This is a genomic window from Paenibacillus sp. FSL L8-0641 (assembly GCF_038006265.1).
GTDB lineage: Bacteria > Bacillota > Bacilli > Paenibacillales > Paenibacillaceae > Paenibacillus > Paenibacillus polymyxa_D.
In genome coordinates this window covers 3591245-3608887 of sequence record NZ_JBBOUW010000001.1, presented here as the reverse complement: position 1 = coordinate 3608887, position 17643 = coordinate 3591245, and the positions used below count along the sequence as shown (strand labels likewise).

At 49.0% G+C, this 17643-nt stretch carries 13 protein-coding genes; 11 read left to right on the top strand and 2 right to left on the bottom strand.

The features are described from left to right. Positions 1-47 precede the first annotated feature (47 nt). The 3 genes from MKY16_RS16290 to MKY16_RS16280 all read left to right on the top strand — a co-directional run bounded on the left by MKY16_RS16290 (position 48) and on the right by MKY16_RS16280 (position 1997). Entirely contained in the window at positions 48-1244 is a 1197-nt protein-coding gene (locus tag MKY16_RS16290) for an NAD(P)-dependent malic enzyme (RefSeq protein WP_029515351.1), read from the top strand. A gap of 168 nt (positions 1245-1412) precedes the next feature. Then, positions 1413-1787, top strand: a complete 375-nt coding sequence (locus MKY16_RS16285) for a hypothetical protein (protein ID WP_069012560.1) — start codon at positions 1413-1415, stop codon at positions 1785-1787. A 24-nt stretch (positions 1788-1811) separates the two neighbouring features. Further along, positions 1812-1997, top strand: a complete 186-nt coding sequence (locus tag MKY16_RS16280) for a YfhD family protein (protein WP_029515349.1) — start codon at positions 1812-1814, stop codon at positions 1995-1997. 84 nt (positions 1998-2081) lie between these two features. Here the strand turns inward: MKY16_RS16280 and MKY16_RS16275 are convergent, their stop codons facing one another. Then, complete coding sequence (locus tag MKY16_RS16275; protein WP_152526671.1) at positions 2082-2480, bottom strand: hypothetical protein; 399 nt, start codon at positions 2478-2480, stop codon at positions 2082-2084. Positions 2481-2519: 39 nt separating this feature from the next. On the opposite strand from MKY16_RS16275, the gene prmA reads away from it, so the two are divergent. The 5 genes from prmA to MKY16_RS16250 all read left to right on the top strand — a co-directional run bounded on the left by prmA (position 2520) and on the right by MKY16_RS16250 (position 7017). Beyond that, on the top strand, positions 2520-3485 hold the full coding sequence (gene prmA / locus MKY16_RS16270; RefSeq protein WP_029515347.1) for a 50S ribosomal protein L11 methyltransferase: 966 nt from the start codon (positions 2520-2522) through the stop codon (positions 3483-3485). A gap of 2 nt (positions 3486-3487) precedes the next feature. Continuing rightward, on the top strand, positions 3488-4180 hold the full coding sequence (locus MKY16_RS16265; RefSeq protein ID WP_340956150.1) for a site-2 protease family protein: 693 nt from the start codon (positions 3488-3490) through the stop codon (positions 4178-4180). 188 nt (positions 4181-4368) lie between these two features. After that, positions 4369-5133 (top strand): 16S rRNA (uracil(1498)-N(3))-methyltransferase, encoded by a 765-nt coding sequence (locus MKY16_RS16260; protein ID WP_340956148.1) that lies wholly within the window; start codon positions 4369-4371, stop codon positions 5131-5133. Position 5134: 1 nt separating this feature from the next. Then, entirely contained in the window at positions 5135-6478 is a 1344-nt protein-coding gene (gene mtaB / locus MKY16_RS16255) for a tRNA (N(6)-L-threonylcarbamoyladenosine(37)-C(2))-methylthiotransferase MtaB (protein ID WP_103049601.1), read from the top strand. Between the two features lie 104 nt (positions 6479-6582). After that, complete coding sequence (locus tag MKY16_RS16250) at positions 6583-7017, top strand: NUDIX hydrolase (RefSeq protein ID WP_029515343.1); 435 nt, start codon at positions 6583-6585, stop codon at positions 7015-7017. Here the strand turns inward: MKY16_RS16250 and MKY16_RS16245 are convergent. After that, positions 7007-8029, bottom strand: coding sequence for a Na/Pi cotransporter family protein (locus MKY16_RS16245; RefSeq protein ID WP_340957579.1), 1023 nt, complete (start codon positions 8027-8029; stop codon positions 7007-7009). The two genes, MKY16_RS16250 and MKY16_RS16245, sit on opposite strands and share 11 nt — an antisense overlap. A 397-nt stretch (positions 8030-8426) precedes the next feature. Here MKY16_RS16245 and MKY16_RS16240 point away from each other — a divergent pair, with 397 nt between their 5' ends. From MKY16_RS16240 to addA, 3 genes are all read left to right on the top strand, one after another. Further along, positions 8427-9806: a class I SAM-dependent rRNA methyltransferase gene (locus tag MKY16_RS16240; RefSeq protein WP_340956146.1), complete on the top strand. Its 1380-nt coding sequence runs from the start codon at positions 8427-8429 to the stop codon at positions 9804-9806. A 236-nt stretch (positions 9807-10042) separates the two neighbouring features. Next, positions 10043-13609 (top strand): helicase-exonuclease AddAB subunit AddB, encoded by a 3567-nt coding sequence (addB, locus tag MKY16_RS16235; protein WP_340956141.1) that lies wholly within the window; start codon positions 10043-10045, stop codon positions 13607-13609. Next, positions 13606-17625: a helicase-exonuclease AddAB subunit AddA gene (addA, locus tag MKY16_RS16230; RefSeq protein ID WP_340956139.1), complete on the top strand. Its 4020-nt coding sequence runs from the start codon at positions 13606-13608 to the stop codon at positions 17623-17625. The genes addB and addA overlap by 4 nt, the downstream gene beginning before the upstream one ends. The last annotated feature ends 18 nt before the right edge of the window (positions 17626-17643 follow it).

Sequence of the window (17643 nt, the reverse complement as noted above, 5' to 3'; positions counted from 1 at the left end):
GATTGAGTTTCATATCCAAATAGAGACATGAAAGGATGGAGAAAAATATGAGCAGTTTAATAGATGAAATTAGAGAATTACACGCAGGTGGCAAAATGGAGACCTTACCAAAGAAGCCAATTGAAACGATGGAAGGGTTGTCCAAAGTGTATACGCCGGGTGTAGCTGAAATTTGTATGGAAATCGCCAATGACCCAGCCAAAGCGTATCAATTAACGATCAAAAAGAATACAGTAGCAGTCGTTTCAGACGGAACCGCGGTACTTGGATTAGGAGATATCGGACCGGAGGCCGCTATGCCTGTAATGGAGGGTAAAGCGGTGTTGTTCAAACAATTTGCAGGTGTCGACGCCTTTCCGATTTGTCTCAACACGAAGGACGCTGATGAAATTGTTCAAATTGTTAAAATGATTGCTCCTGCTTTTGGCGGCATTAATTTGGAGGATATATCTTCGCCACGCTGTTTTGAAATCGAGAGACGGTTGAAGCAGGAACTGGACATTCCAGTATTTCATGATGATCAACATGGTACGGCAGTCGTTGTGTTAGCGGGTCTGGTCAATGCATTAAAGGTATGTGGCAAAAAAATGGAGGATGTCAAAGTCGTATTTGCAGGAATCGGTGCAGCGGGTATGGCCTGCTCCCGTATGCTGCTTAAGGCAGGTGTGCGCAATCTGATTGGCGTTGATCGACAGGGAGCTATTCACCGTGATGTGGAGTACAGTAATCCGCATTGGACAGAGTATGCGAACATGACTAATCCGCACAATTTAAGTGGGAGTTTATCCGAGGTGATTGTGGGAGCTGATGTATTCATCGGTGTGTCAGGCCCGAACATACTGACTGTAGAGGATATACAGAGCATGGCAACTGATCCTATTGTGTTCGCCATGGCGAATCCGATTCCGGAAATCGATCCGGCTGTAGCTGCACCTTATGTACGTGTGCTCGCTACTGGCCGCTCCGATTTTCCAAATCAGATTAACAATGTGCTGTGCTTCCCGGGAATTTTCCGGGGTGCTCTAGATTGTCATGCTACGACGATTAATGAGGAAATGAAACTAGCTGCCGGACTTGCCATCGCTGATGCGATCTGTCCTGAGGAGCTAAGTGAAACTTATATCATACCGAATGTCTTTAATCCGAAGGTGGTTCAAAAGGTACGGGATGCAGTTATTCGCGCTGCTTGGGAGACAGGAGTAGCTAAGTCAGGTGAAGCTCCAGCAGCTGTTTTACACCCGTAAAAGTTATGCTCTTCACAAACTCTGGTTCACTGTCTTGGCCTACTGTTCTTGATATCGTCTGCATCCGTCGGAATATAAAATCGTGCCAATGAGCAGGATATAACAAAGCGTAACGCTCTATGCTCTTGAAGAGCAGTTGCGCTCAATACTACACAGGGAGATTTTGAGATGGGCGAAAAAAATATTTTGGCGTATTTCAAAAGTCCTGAGGAAGCACAGGGAGCTGCTAGAAAACTAGAAGCTCTCCGGGCAGCCGATGTGTCGATAGACCGATTTAGCCGGTATCCGCGGCAGTCTACTGGCAACGCCGGATTGCCTGTATTTTCAGGACAGATTAGCAGCTTGTCCTCATTGACACAGGGCGTGGACTTTACAGATGCAACTCCAGCAATACTGGCTGCGGCTGATCCGTCCGCCAGTGGCATGAGTGATGGAGGACAGGGCGGACCGACAGGCCGCGATATTTTGTTGACTGCTGTGGTGGATGAATCCATTCATCATCAGGCAATGTCCATCGTGGAACAAGCGGGTGGAATGCTGTGAAAAGTTTGGAAGGGGCAGTGACCGATGTCTAAAAACAAACGGTTTGATAAAGTGCTAACCAAAACAGAGAAAATCAAACGCATGCAATCTGCTAAAAATGAAGATGTTGAGTTCTCAGCAGATCAGGCAGATGCTGAGGATCTGGAAGCGATCCGGCGTAGCGAAGGAGCTGACCGTCGTCAGCAGCGTATCATAAACGACAATGAGTAGAATTTAATAAGACGGGTTATCTCCATCAATAGGATGATTTGTGGGATAGCCCGTCTTATTTGTGTTCTTTCCTTTTTCTATTCATTATCTGCTGTATGCTGTTGCACTAAAAACAAGAGGACCGGCGACGAAAGCAGTAGTCGCAGGCGTTTGATTTTCAATAATTAGTTGGTAGTTTTGCACGCCCAGAGGCGCAACGTCTACCGTTTCGACATTAAGAATAATATTGTTATCGAAGACATTGGATTCCAGTCCGTAATAAATTTCCTTGCCGGCTCTCCATATACGTACAAGTACTCGAATGTTGCCGACACCGACGAAACGTAGTCCAATCGAGGCTTTTAACTCTACACGGTTGTTGACAGCACCAGAAATAGCAGGATCAATAAATACAGACGTCGTAGCAATTCCAAGTCCGGCTGGAGAAATCGGAAAAGGACGATTACCAGCTTTTTTGAACTCCTGTGCATGTATATAGTACAATGTAATGTATGCATGTGAAATGAGGAGGAAATGAAAACCATGTTGTGGAATGAAATTACAATACATACAACCGAAGAAGCCATCGAAATGATTTCGAATTTTCTGCACGAAGCAGGTGCAGGAGGGGTTTCCATTGAAGAATCCGGTTCGCTCAACAAGCCGCGGGATACGTCCTATGGACAGTGGTATGATCGACCTTTGAACGACATACCTGAAGGACAAGCGATCATCAAAGGCTATTTTGCCGAAGAAGTGGACATGGATAGTATTCGTTCGCAAATTGAGCCGCGCGTCGAAGAATTGAGAACTTTCGATATTGACCCTGGTGAGGTTCAGTATGAACTGAAAACAGTTGATGAGGACGACTGGGCAAATGCTTGGAAGCAATATTTCAAGCCTTTGCGTGTGTCGGACCGTCTGACGATTAAACCCACTTGGGAGGACTATGAGCCTGCGAGTGAAGAGGAAAAAATCATTGAGCTGGACCCTGGTATGGCCTTCGGGACTGGAACGCATCCTACGACATCCCTTTGTCTGAGAACGCTGGAATCTGTAATTAAGGGCGGGGAAGAAGTCATTGATGTCGGCACGGGTTCCGGTATTTTGGCCATTGGAGCTGTAAAGCTGGGAGCGAAGCATGTACTTGCCTTGGATCTGGATCCGGTGGCAGTATCCAGTGCGCGGGAAAATACGCGTCTGAACGGGCTGGAGGAACGCATTACCATTAAAGAAAGTGATTTGCTATCGGTGCTTAATGCAAGCGATCCAACGCTGGGTATCCAGTTACCCGTCAAGCTAGTGGTAGCTAATATATTGGCAGAGATTATTTTGCTGTTCATTGACGATGTATATAAAGCCCTGGAACCAGGTGGTATTTATATTGCTTCAGGGATTTGGAAGAACAAAGAAGAAGTTGTCGAAACTGCGTTGAAGGCAGCTGGCTTTGAGATTGCCGAAATAAGCCGGGATGAAGATTGGCTGGCGTTTGTGGCGAGAAAGAGGTAAGTATGGATTTTTTACAAAATATTTTTCGTGTAAATTTAAATGTTCTTCCATTTTATTTGCTGGCCGTGATCATATCGTTCACGGTTCATGAGTTTGCACATGCATTTTATGCCAATAAATTTGGTGACCCTACAGCCAAGCTACTTGGGCGCGTGACTTTAAATCCGGCAGTGCATATTGACCTGCTGGGTACGCTACTGCTGCTGATCGGAGGCTTTGGCTGGGCCAAGCCAGTTCCGGTTAATCGTGATAACTTTAGTCGTCCGCGCCTCATGGGCATTATTGTATCGGCTGCGGGTCCGCTCAGCAATCTGCTGCTTGCATTTGTTACTACTTTAATCTATGCCGTGCTCCTTCATTTTCAAGTATTGCCGGGGATGGAGAACCAACGGGTGGCTCAAGCAATCTATTTGTTTATCAATGCTTTGATCAATTTAAATCTGTTTTTGTTTATCTTTAATTTGATCCCACTGCCTCCACTGGATGGATACCGGATTGTGGAAGATGTGACCCCCACTCCTGTACGTCGCAAACTCCAGCAGTTTGAACAGTGGTCGATCTTTATTTTTCTGCTTATCCTGGTCATTCCACAGGTTCGAGTTGTAACGATTGAACCTCTTTACACGCTGGCCCAGATGATTTATATACAGTTTTTGCAGTTCTCTTTTTATATCACTGGATTGTTCGGAGCCTAAGGGCTCCTTTTTTTACGAGAATGGTAGGTATACCTTGAATAGAAGAGTGAACAGACTGGTCATACAGGCGCAAAAGATGATATGATGTTGCTTGGTGATTTATTCGGATTTTGTACGGAACATTAGTGGATAACAGTTATTTTTAGAATGAGGATTTTTGCAAAATCCAGGAATAGGTGTGAGAGAGAATGCAGCGTTATTTTATTCCGGCAGAGCAATTTCTAGAAGATCACGTGATTGTTGCGGGTGAGGACGCGCGGCATATCGCTAAAGTCATGCGGGGCCGTAGTGGTGACAAAATTATAGTCAGTGACGGGGTATCTAGGGAAGCACTGGCTGCATTGGATACGATAGAGCAGGATCATGTTACGGCGACGATTATTGAGCCGCTGAAGATGACCTCTGAACCGCATGTGCAGGTCACCATCGCTCAGAGTCTTCCTAAAGGAGACAAGATGGAGACGGTGATGCAAAAATGTACAGAAATCGGAGCAACCGGGTTTGTACCGTTTTTGTCCGAGCGTACGGTAGTGCAGTATGATGCCAAAAAAGAAGGCAAGCGACTGGAGCGTTGGCGCAAGATTGTGAAGGAAGCGGCTGAACAAAGCCACCGTAACCGGATTCCAGAAATTAGTGCGCCCATGACGTGGAAAGAACTTCTGGCTTCTTTTGCTGGGTATGATTTGATATGTTATTGTTATGAAAAAGAGCAGGGTCAGCAGCTACGGGATGTAATCCAGCCATTGGTAGGACAATGGGCGTCGACGGACATGCCGCGTGTTCTGCTGGTGGTAGGCCCGGAAGGCGGCTTTACTGAAGCGGAAAGCCTGGAGGCCGAGCAGGCTGGGGCCCAGTCTACAGGACTGGGAAGACGTATTTTGCGTGCTGAGACCGCAGGACTGGCTGCATTGGCTTGCATTTTATATGAGACAGGAGAAATGGGAGGGGTTTAATATGCCGTCAGTGGCATTTTACACATTGGGCTGTAAGGTAAACTTTTATGATACAGAAGCGATCTGGCAGCTGTTTAAAAATGAAGGTTATGAACAGGTGGACTTTGATGAGCAGACCGCGGATGTCTATCTTATTAATACATGTACCGTTACGAATACCGGCGATAAAAAGAGTCGTCAGATCATTCGCCGCGCGATTCGCCGGAATCCAGATGCCATTGTGGCAGTGACGGGCTGCTACGCCCAAACTTCTCCTGCCGAAATTATGGATATTCCTGGCGTTGATCTCGTTATCGGGACTCAAGATCGGGACAAAATCATTCCGTTCGTGCAGGAAATTCAAGGGACGCGTCAACCAGTGAACGCCGTGCGCAATATTATGAAAACGCGTGTATTTGAGGAAATGGATGTGCCTGATTTTGCTAATCATACTCGGGCCTTTTTGAAAATTCAGGATGGGTGCAACAACTTCTGTACCTTCTGCATCATTCCATGGTCGCGGGGGCTATCCCGCAGTCGTGACGCTGCGAGCATTATTGCACAGGCGCGTCAACTGGTACACGCAGGCTACAAGGAAATAGTACTCACTGGTATCCATACTGGCGGTTATGGTGACGACATGGATAATTATGACCTATCTGATCTGCTGTGGGATCTGGAGAAAGTGGAAGGGCTGGAGCGTATCCGCATCAGTTCGATTGAAGCCAGCCAGATTGATGAAAAAATGCTTGATGTACTGAACCGTTCCACCAAGCTGGTTCGTCATTTTCATATACCGCTTCAGGCGGGGGACGACACTGTATTGAAACGGATGCGTCGTAAGTACACCACAGAAGAGTTTTATAACAAAATGCTTATGATTCGCAAAGCAATGCCCGATGTTGCGATTACAACGGACGTAATTGTCGGCTTCCCTGGGGAGACGGATGAAATGTTCCGCAATGGCTATGAGCTGATGAAAAAAATCGGTTTTTCAGAAATGCATGTGTTTCCGTACTCCAAGCGTAGTGGAACTCCTGCGGCGCGTATGGAGGATCAGGTGGACGAAGACGTGAAAAATGCACGAGTGCATGAGCTGATACAACTGTCAGAGCAAATGCAACTGGCGTATGCTGAGAAGTTTGTAGGTCAGGTACTGGAGGTCATTCCGGAAGTTGCGCCGAAAGGGACCGAAGATAGCGGCATACTCCATGGATATAGTGACAATTATATTCAACTGGCGTTTGAAGGTACTGAGGATCTGGTTGGCAAGGTATGCCGCGTGAAGCTAACGAAGGCAGGCATTAATGAAAGTGAAGGCCAATTGGTTCGCGTACTGGAGAATGGGCTGCAAACAGCTCTGTAAGAACAAAAAAAGCCTGAAAAGGCAATAGAGATGGCAAACAAGGATTTCGCCTTTCCTTACAGAGAGGACGGAATCCTTGTTGCGCAAGGAAGGGAGATTACAGGATGGCAGCAAAAAAGGAAATTTCAGCAGGCGGTGTTGTGTTTCGCAAACAGGGGGAGCAGCTTGAAATTCAGCTCATTACTGACCGATATGGCAAGGTATCCTTGGCTAAAGGAAAAATGGAGTTGGGAGAAACAATCGAACAGACGGCTTTACGTGAAATTCGCGAGGAAACAGGGTTGAACGGGCGGATTATCCAGCATGTAGATATGATTGCTTATACGTATCAGCATCCAGAATTTGGGGAAGTAGATAAAGAAGTACATTATTATCTCGTAGAGGCACTGGATGGGGATTTACAGGCACAAATCGAAGAAATTAAGGGAGTTGCATGGCATAAGCCTGAGGAAGCATGGCTTCTCCAGCGCCAGGGCGGATATGACAATAATGATGTCATTTTGAGCAAGGCGCTGTCCATGCTAGGAATTAACGTTTGATTCTGTGGGGAGATATACGATCCTCTAAACGCGTCCATACAGGTAGGTAGCACAGAGGCAAGACCAGCAGAGAGCTAATGACGTTAAACAGGGTTTGGGCATGGGCTACCTTGGCTCCGGGCTCGGTAGATATCCAGGCGGCGGCCATTTCTAGCCCAGGGATCAACGGCATAAAGAGCAAGGCTCCGCCTACGTTCAGCAGCACATGGGACCAGGCTACAAATTTGCCGGACACGCTGCCGCCAACAGCGGCAATCAGGGCGGTTACGCAGGTGCCTACATTGGAGCCGATGACGATGGCGATCCCCACATCGGCTGGCAAGGCACCCGCAGCGGCAAGGCTGATCGCCATGCCAATAACGGCTGCGCTACTGTGAACCAGTGCGGTCAGGCAGGCACCCGCAGCGAAGGCCCACCACATGTTGGCCGCAGCGTGATCAAGAAACCAGCGGAATAGTCCGGCCTGCTCAATCCATGGGCCGACCGTTTGCATTACGCGGATACCCGCCAGAATCAGCGAAAATCCAGCAAATACGAGGCTGATATATTGTACAGCCTGCGGACGGCTAAGCCCATTGGAGCCGGGTGAAACTCCGGCAGACGCGTACTGGCGAACGGAGACGGATTCTCCCCACAGTACGGCGACGCTCCAGCAGAGCAGTGAGCCGCAGAGCAGCGGAACAGCCAGCTTGCCAAGCTGGAGCCCCATCAGCTCGGTGGTGAGACAGGTACCGATATTGGTGCCGAGAATGATGCCGAGCGTGCGGCCATAGGTCAACAGCCCGGCGTTGACCAGTCCGATCGTCAGCACCGTTACAGCGGTGCTGCTTTGCAACAGGGCGGTAATGCCTGAACTGAACAGCATACCCCGCCAAGGGGAAACGGTGGCGCGGTTCAGCCAACGGGTGAGGAAGGGGCCGGCCAAATGCCGGAGGGCTGCTTCCATCAGCTTCATCCCGCCCAAAAAAATAAACAGTCCGCCGCACAGCGGGAGTATAACATGTATAAACACGGGCATAGCCCCCTTTTCTAGGTGAAAATACTTATGTAACAGCCTATGATCTACCAAGGACAGCCATGACAAGCATGGCCGAGCTGTTTTTTATAGAACGATAATTTTTGTAGTATCTTCACAAGCTTTAAAAGCGTGACGTCGATATAAAGGCGGGCAGTAGCGAAGCGGATCATTTGAATCTGGAGAAGCGAGAGCGTTCGCCTGAAAGCTTTCCAAAGGAAAGCTGCTTCGGAAGTATAAACCTAGGGGGATTCTTACCATTAAAATCATTTATAAAATCCAAAGAATCCCCGTGCAACAGCGATCGTAAGATCAAATGATCCGCGGAGCCGCGCCCCATCGAACACCGCACTTTTAAGGACTTTGAGTAACTTAAGAATAGGAGTGAAGGATTTTGCCTTCAGTAATATTAGAACGCAGCCGTAAAAAAAGGCTGGAGCACGCACACCCTTGGGTGTTTAAAAACGAAATAGCCAAGATTGAGGGTGACCCAGAGGCAGGCGATTTGGTCAGCATCGTTAACCATCAGGGGCGTTATTTGGCGACAGGTTACTATAATCCGGCTTCACAAATTACAGTACGTGTGATGTCCTATGAGCCGCTGGAAGCAATGGATCAAAACTTTTTTGCCCAACGCTTTCGCAAATGTCTGGAGCACCGTGAACGTTTTGTGACCGGGGGAGACGCTTATCGGTTGGTGTACGGAGAGGCTGATTTTTTGCCTGGACTGATTGTAGACCGTTTTGGTGATGTGTTGGTCGTGCAACTGTTAACGCTTGGCATGGATCGGCGCAGGGAAGAAATCAGGGATGCGCTCGTTGAAGTAGTGGGTCCTGTTGGTATATATGAGCGCAGTGATGTATCCATCCGTGAGCTGGAAGGATTGGAACAAACGAAGGGGCCTTTGTACGGTGATTGCCCCCGTCATGTGGTGGTGACGGAAAATGGCCTGCAAATCAAGGTCGATATCGTAGAGGGTCAGAAGACGGGTTATTTTTTTGACCAGCGTGAAAATCGTGCGGCCATAGCGCCGTTGATGACAGGTTGGGGAGCACGTAGTGGAATTACGCTACAAGAAGTAGCTGCGGACTCAGGGGATGCTGGCACAACGGTCACGAAGCCAGTGAATAAAAGTGGTAAGGTTGTTGAATTCCCATTCTGGGACGGCGCAACCGTATTGGAATGTTTTTCGCACACGGGAAGCTTTACGCTCAATGCATGTAAACATGGTGCTAAAAAAGTAACTTGTCTTGATATTTCTGAGCATGCGATTGAAAGTGCGCGGGACAATGTCAAGCTGAATGGTTTTGAGGAACGTGTCGAGTTTGTCGTCGAGGATGCTTTTCAATATTTGCGCAATCAGGTGAAAGGTGTAGAGGAACGCAATGCACGAGCCGGGGGCAAAGGAGATACATCCAAGCCGCTGACAGCAGGTGGCGGCCGCACCTTTGACGTGGTTATTCTTGATCCTCCAGCCTTTGCCAAAACGAAGAACGCTGTCAAAGGAGCTACACGTGGATATAAAGATATCAACCTGCACGGGATGAAGCTTGTCAATGAGGGCGGCTATCTGGTGACAGCGAGCTGCTCGTTCCATATGCGGCCAGAGTTGTTTTTGGACACCATTAAGGAAGCGGCGGCAGATGCCGGCAAAATCCTCCGTCTGGTAGACTGGAGAGCAGCTGGTAAGGACCATCCTCAAATTTTGGGTGTGGAGGAAGGACATTATTTGAAATTCGCTATCTTTGAAGTACGTAGCCGGACACAGCTGTAAGTTTGATACAAGGTCAAAGTCAATCGTTTTTTGGTGATTAAATAGGTAAAATACACTCTTTTTAGGTATAGATCAGTCCTGTAGAGAAGGCGTGCACCAAGCCAATCTGCGGGACTGATTTATTTTTTAGAGGGAGAAAGAATTGCTACAACATGGCAAACGTACGTTCTTTTCTCTCTTGCCTGATATGCTATACTATTTAATAGAATGTTGTTCGTTGGAAAGGAGGCCGCATCATGTCGGTCCGTTTGTTGATTGGCCGCTCTGGGAGTGGTAAAAGTACGTTAATCCGCAATGAAATGACGTCTATGTTACGCGAGGAGCCGCTAGGTAAGCCTATGCTGTTACTTGTACCGGAGCAATCGTCATTTGCTTCTGAGCATGCGTTACTTACAGAAGCCGGAAACGGTATTCAGGGGTCGGTGCGCGCCCAAGTGATGGGATTTCACCGTCTTGCCTATTTAGTTATGCAGGAAACTGGGGGTTCAGCGCTGGTGCCTGTAACGGAAGAAGGCAAGAAGATGCTTTTATATAAAATTATTCGTCGTCGCAAGGATGAACTGAGTTTGTTTAAGGATTCGGGAGACCAGCTCGGCTTTGTGGATCGGTTGAATACATTGTTCACGGAGCTAAAGCAGTATGGAAATGATACTCGGTCTGTACCCGAGCAACTGGAGCGAATGAACGCTGCTGGAGAGTCAACTCCGATTTTGCGCGGCAAGCTCAAAGATATCAGTCTAATCTACGAGGATTTTGAACGAGAGCTGACGCTTAAATATATTGACGGTGAAGATACGCTGCGCATGCTGGCAGAACAGATTGCAGAGTCTTCCCTTGTGCGTGGAGCAGACATTTGGATGGATGGCTACCGTAGGTTTACACCACATGAATATAAAGTGGTGGAGCAACTTATGCTGCATGCCTCTTCGTTGACAGTGGCGCTGACTTGCAACCGCAGCTACGAGAGCGGACAGCTTCCGCATGAGCTGGATTTGTTTCATCCTTCGGCGGCTACGTATGTAAAGCTCAAAGGAATGGCAGACGAGCTGATGATAGAGACGCAGACACAATTACTTCGCCCTGATCCGCCGCCGAGATTTAAGGAGCGTCCGGCGTTGGCGTATTTGGAGGCTAACTTTGAATATCGTACAGGGTTACGGAATCAGGAACAACGGATGCGGCTGCAGCAGCTACGAGAGCAGTGGACAGAAGAACAGCCGGAAGGCATAAAACTGTATGCTGCGGCGAATCGCCGCGCTGAGTTGGAAGGTGCTGTACGCGAAATGCGTCGTTTAGCCCGAGATGAGGGCGCGCGTTATCGGGAGATGGCCCTGTTTGTGCGTCATATTGAAGATTATGAGTCATGGGTGGAACCGATATTCAAACAATATGAGGTTCCAGTATTTCTGGATCAGCGGAGAAGTGTATTGCATCATCCCTTAGTGGAATTGATTCGGGCTTCACTGGATATCGTGCAGCGACGCTGGCGATATGAGGATGTATTCCGTGCGGTCAAAACAGATCTTCTCCTGCCGCTGGATGGTCGGGTGAGCCGCGAGGAGATGGATCGTCTGGAAAACTATGTACTGGCCTGCGGAATACAAGGTAGCCGTTGGACAGACGGTCGCCCGTGGCAGGCTGTGCCCAGCTTGTCACTGGAGCTGGAGGAGCAGGAACGGAACCGTAGGCGGGATGAAACGTTGGATTTGATGGAGCTGTGTCGGGATGTAATCGTGACGCCTTTACGTGCGTTTGAGAAACGTGTGGGCAAGGCACGAACTGCACTTGAGAAGTGTGAAGCGGTATATCTGTTACTGGAGGATGCAGAAATTGGCCACAAGCTGGACGCCTTCATTCATCAGGCAGAGGAAGCAGGAAATCCTGAGCAGGCCAAGGAGCATCGTCAGGTATGGGATGCAGTGCTTGAACTACTGGATCAAATCGTCGAAATGATGGGTGACGAGAGGCTGGATACCTCTTTGTTTGCGGGTGTGCTGGAAACGGGATTGGCTGAATTCCGTATGGGACTTGTTCCGCCAGCTCTGGATCAGGTTCTAGTCGGAAACACGGATCGTACACGTGTGACCGGTATTCAACATGCTTTTGTGCTAGGTATGAACGAAGGTGTGATGCCGGCTGTGTTCCATGAGGACGGTGTGCTGAATGAGCAGGAGCGTACGGCATTAAACGAACGAGGCGTAGAGCTGGCGCCGGATATGACAAGACGTCTGCTGGACGAACGTTTTCTCGCTTATACGGCCCTTACTTCAGCCGGTAGAAGCCTGTGGATGAGCTATGCCGTGACTGATGAAGAAGGCAAGTCATTGTTGCCGTCTGAGTTAGTACGACATGTGCGGCAATTGTTTCCTAGTCTGGACGAACGCCCACTGGCTGGATACCCTTTGCCTGGGGATGCTTGGACGACGCAATGGGAGTATGCTTCTCATCCGTCCGAGGCTTTGCCGCAGCTTATTGCGCAATTACGACAATGGCGACGTGGCGGTGACATTTTATCTCCTTGGTGGGAGGTATATAACTGGTATGCCAGCCAGCAAGGGCGTGAGAAAGACAAGCTGCGTCAGCTGTTGACCTCACTTTTTTACGAGAACCATGCCGAAATGCAGAAGGAAACGAGCCGTCGTCTGTACGGCAGCAAGCTGCGTACCAGCGTATCTCGTATGGAACGTTTTGTGGCATGTCCATTTTCGCACTTTGCCTCTCATGGTCTTCGTTTGAAGGAACGTCAAATGTATCGCCTGAAGGCCCCGGATATCGGACAATTATTCCATGCAGCGCTTGGAGAGATGGCGATCAATCTGCGTAATCGCAATGTCAGCTGGGGCAGTCTCAGCACGGAGGAATGCCGCCAAGAGGCGGAAAGTACAGTGGAGCGTTTGGCTCCTCGTCTGCAAGGCGAGATTCTAATGAGCTCCAAGCGGTATGGGTACATTTTGCGCAAATTGAAAGATATCGTGAGCCGTGCTTCGTTGATTTTAGGTGAACATGCGCGAAGAGGTAGTTTTGAGCCGATTGGGCTGGAGTTGGACTTTGGGCCGGGTCAGCAGCTTCCTCCGTTAAGCTTCCGGTTAGATAACGGTGTTGTGATGGAAATTGTCGGACGGATCGACCGTGTAGATGTGGCAGAGGGAGAAAAAGGTTTACTTTTGCGTGTCATCGATTACAAGTCCAGCCAAAAGGATCTCAAGCTGCATGAAGTGTACTATGGCTTGTCCTTGCAAATGCTCACGTACCTGGATGTGCTGCTGAATGCGGCGGAGGAATGGTTGGGCGAGACTGCTTATCCGGCGGGTACGCTGTATTTTCACGTCCACAATCCGATGTTACAGTCGCCTAACGGTCTTAGCGAAGAACAGGCCCGTCAGGAGCTTTTGAAACGCTTCAAGATGAAGGGATTGTTGCTCGCGGATCGGGATGTAGTTGGGCAGATGGATACATCATTGGACAAGGGATATTCTTCTATTTTACCTGTTGCGGTGAAAGCAGACGGTAGTTTTTATAGCAGTGCCTCGGTTGCTTCGCCGGAACAGTGGGACAGCCTGCTAGCTTCGGTGCGTAATAATATTCGGACGATTGGTACACGGATGACAGAGGGCGATGTGGCCATTGAACCGTATCGTATCCAGCAAGAGACGGCATGTACCTTCTGCTCTTTTAAGCCTGTTTGTCAATTTGACGACAGTCTGGAGGGCAGTGGCTACAATCAATGGGGTAAACCCGGTAAGGATCAGATCTGGAATCTGCTGGGTCATACACAGGAAGGGAAAGGAGGAATGGACCAATGATAGGCATGTCAAACATTAAAGGTTTACCGAAGCCGGAAGGCAGTATGTGGAGCGATGACCAGTGGCGTGCCATTTCGGAATCTGGTAACAACATGCTGGTTGCGGCAGCGGCAGGGTCTGGTAAAACAGCGGTGCTTGTAGAGCGTATTATTCGTAAAATTGTCGATCCCCAGCTTGGCTTCAGTGTGGATCGGTTACTGGTAGCGACCTTTACGAAGGCAGCCGCCGCCGAAATGCGTCAACGGATACGCGAAGCGTTGGAACGTGTATTGGAGCAGGAACCGGAAAGTGAACATGTACGCCGTCAGCTATCGTTGCTGAATCGGGTCTCGATTACGACGCTTCACTCATTTTGTATGGAGGTCATCCGCAGGCATTATCAGGCCATTCCCCTTGATCCTGGTTTTCGGATTATGAATGAGCATGAGACAGAATTGCTGCGCCAGGAGCTTCTAGAAGAACTGTTTGAAGAGAAATATGAGGCTCATGATGAAGGCAGTACATTCCGCAGACTAGTCGACTGGTTTAGTGGAGAACGCACCGATGATGCGATGTATGTGCTTGTTCAGCGGTTGTATGATTTTTCTCAAAGTCATCCTTGGCCGGAGCATTGGCTGCGGGAGACAGCAGCTGCATTTCGTGTGCAGGATGTAGCGGCTCTCGGAGAGACGCCTTGGGTTCGCAGCATTTTGGCGGATGCTGCACTTTCATTGCGCGGAGCAGCGAGCTTGCTGGAACAGGCGCATGAAACTGCTATGCAGCCCGGCGGTCCTGCACCTTATACAGTGACGCTGCAAGAGGATACGGCGATGGTGAAGGGATTGCTGCAGGAATTGGAGACACAGCCGTGGGCATCTCTATATGATCATTTTCAGGCAGCTGCCTTCGGTAAGCTCAAGCCGGTCAAAAAAGATCAGACTGAGCCTGCATTGCAGGAACGGGTTAAGACGCTGCGCGAAGCAGCCAAAAAAATGATTACAGATATGAAGGCTTCCCTGTTTGGCAGGAGAGCAGAAGCCTATTGGGAGGAGCTACACGCCGCAGCTCCGTTGATGGACGAATTGGTAGAAACCGTGATTGTATTCGGGGAACGTTTTCAACAGCACAAGCAGTCAAAAGGGTTGGTGGATTTCGGGGATTTGGAACATTATTGTCTGAAAATATTACGACATCCCGATTCTACTCCGTACAAGCTACTACCTTCCGACGCTGCGCTCGAATACAAGGCGCAATTCGACGAGGTGCTGTTAGATGAGTATCAGGATACGAATACCGTACAGGAAGATATCGTTAGGCTGGTATCACGGGAGGAACCAGGTAACCGTTTTATGGTGGGCGACGTGAAACAGAGTATTTATCGGTTTCGGCTGGCGGAGCCGGGTCTGTTTTTGAATAAGTATCAACGGTACGGCATGCAGGAGCAGGAAGATGGATTTTTAATTGATTTGGCGCGTAATTTCCGCAGTCGGGAGGAAGTTGTCGATGCGGTCAATTTGGTGTTCCGCCAGATTATGAGTGTGGATGTGGCGGAAATTGAGTACGATGAACGAGCGTGGCTGGTACACGGCGCATCCTATCCCGACCCGTCGGATCAAGACACCGCATCTGTATACGCACCTGAGCTGCTGTTAGTAGATAAGGGTGGCCATGGTCTTTCCGAGGCTTCGGAGCTGTCCGAAACGGAGGACGAATCTGTTTTTCAGGAAAGTGAGCTGGCTGAGCTTGTGGAACTGGAAACGGCACAGTTAGAGGCTCGTGCGATTGCGCAACGGATTAAAGAACTGACCGGAGATACCGGACAACCACTGTTGATTTACGACAGAGGATTAAAAACGATGCGCCCGGCAATCTACGGCGATATCGTCATTTTGCTTCGTTCGGCAAGCGTGTGGGCCCCCCTAATTGTAGAGGAACTGCGGCTTGAGGGCATTCCGGCCTCCGGGGAGCAGACGACAGGCTTTTTTAAAGCAACGGAAGTTGAGGTAATGTTGTCTCTGCTGCACATTATTGATAATCCACAGCAGGACATCCCGCTTGCATCCGTGCTTCGTTCGCCGATTGTCGGCTTGACCGAAGATGAACTGGCACAAATTCGGTTGGAAAAGCCGGATGGATTGTTTTATGGCGCATTGCTGGCGGCGGCAGAGGCGGACCCACTGAAGGAAAGCGAAAAAGGGACCACTGCTGACATCATGGAGTTGGATCTTTTCCCTGAGGACTCTTTATCTTCATCTGACTTTGGTAATAGAAATAACGGGAATACGTTGTCTGCCCGACTACGTTCATTTTTGCATAATTTGGAAGCCTGGCGGCAGGAAGCCCGACAAGGTAGCTTAAGTGCATTGATTTGGAATGTGCTGGAGGAAACAGGGTATCTGGATTGGGTCGGTGGACTGCCTGGCGGCTCACAGCGTCAAAGCAATTTGCGGGCGCTATATGACCGAGCGAGACAGTATGAGACTTCAACGTCCAACCGAGGATTGTTCCGATTTCTGACCTTCATTTCCCGTCTACGGGAGCGAGGCGGTGATTTAGGATCCATTAGCGGGGGGACCGAACCCGATCAAGCTGTCCGCATTATGACCATTCATAAAAGTAAAGGACTTGAATTCCCTATCGTGTTTATAGCCGGGACGGCAAAAATGTTCAATCAACAGGATCTCAATGCACCGTTTCTTATGCACAAGGAGTTGGGGTTTGGTCCTAAATATGTGGAGGAACAAAATCGTGTCAGCTACCCTACGCTGCCCAATTTAGCGATCCGCCGACGCTCACAGCTGGAGCTATTGGCTGAGGAAATGCGGGTGTTATATGTGGCGCTTACACGGCCGCGTGAAAAGCTGATTATGACCGGAACCGTGAAGGATCTAGCTTCACGCGCAGCGGGTTGGGCACGTGCCAAAGAGCATACGGAAACGGTCTTACCAGACTATATGCTGGCGGCAGGCCGCAGCTATCTGGACTGGGTAGGTCCCGCTTTGATTCGGCATCCTTCTGCTACTTTGTTGAGGGAAGCGGCAGGTGATCAAGATGGGTACTATCACAAATTGGAACATATGCCGGGAACAGACTGGTTATTTAAAATTGTGGCCTCGGAAACATTTTCCGGCTCTCGTGTGAACTCAGATCATGAGGAAGAGGTGTCGGGCGAAGAGCGCCAAAAGAAGACAGAAGCACTGAGAAATGCGGAGCTAATCGACTTGAACGAAAAGAGTGAAACGGACATTGAAGCTGCTCTTTCCTGGACCTATCCGTATGAGCGGGCCGGCAAGACGGCAGCCAATACATCGGTTACTGAGATGAAAAGATGGCTGGAAATGCAGGAGATGGGATCGGACGACTGGTTGAATCTATCTACCTCCGTACTAGCAGAGTTACCGGAGGATCGGGAGGATTCTCACACTGGGGGCAGTCAATTACACTTGCGCAGACCTAAGTTTATGGGGAATCAGCGACTGACTCCAACGGAACGAGGAACGGTCTATCATACGTTGATGCTGCATTTGCCACTAGATGGGGGGATGAGCGCCGAAGTTATTGAGGAAACAAAGGCTCGTTTGCTCAATCAGCGTATGTTACTGAATGTCCATGCAAAGGCGCTAGATACGAATAAAATATTACGCTTTTTCACTAGTGAGCTGGGTAGCAGAATGTTGGGGGCATCGCATGTTCAAAGAGAGCTTCCGTTTACTTATACCATGCGGGCAAACGATTACTGGAACCACAGCTTACCATCGATGTCACCAGGACAAGAAACAGATTCGGAAGGTGGACAGGACGGAGATAAAGTGCTGATGAACGGCATTATTGACTGTCTATTTGAAACTCCCGAAGGACTCGTGCTGGTGGATTATAAAACAGATCGGATATCTGAGTATCGTACACTGTCCCATTTAACAGACCAATATCGTTTTCAATTGGAGCTGTATGCCCGTGTGATCGAAGAAATTACAGGCAAAAAGGTTGCTGAGAAGTGGCTGTATTTTTTAGAAGCTGGAGAGAGTGTACAGCTGTAGTTATATAGCTAGGGAGAG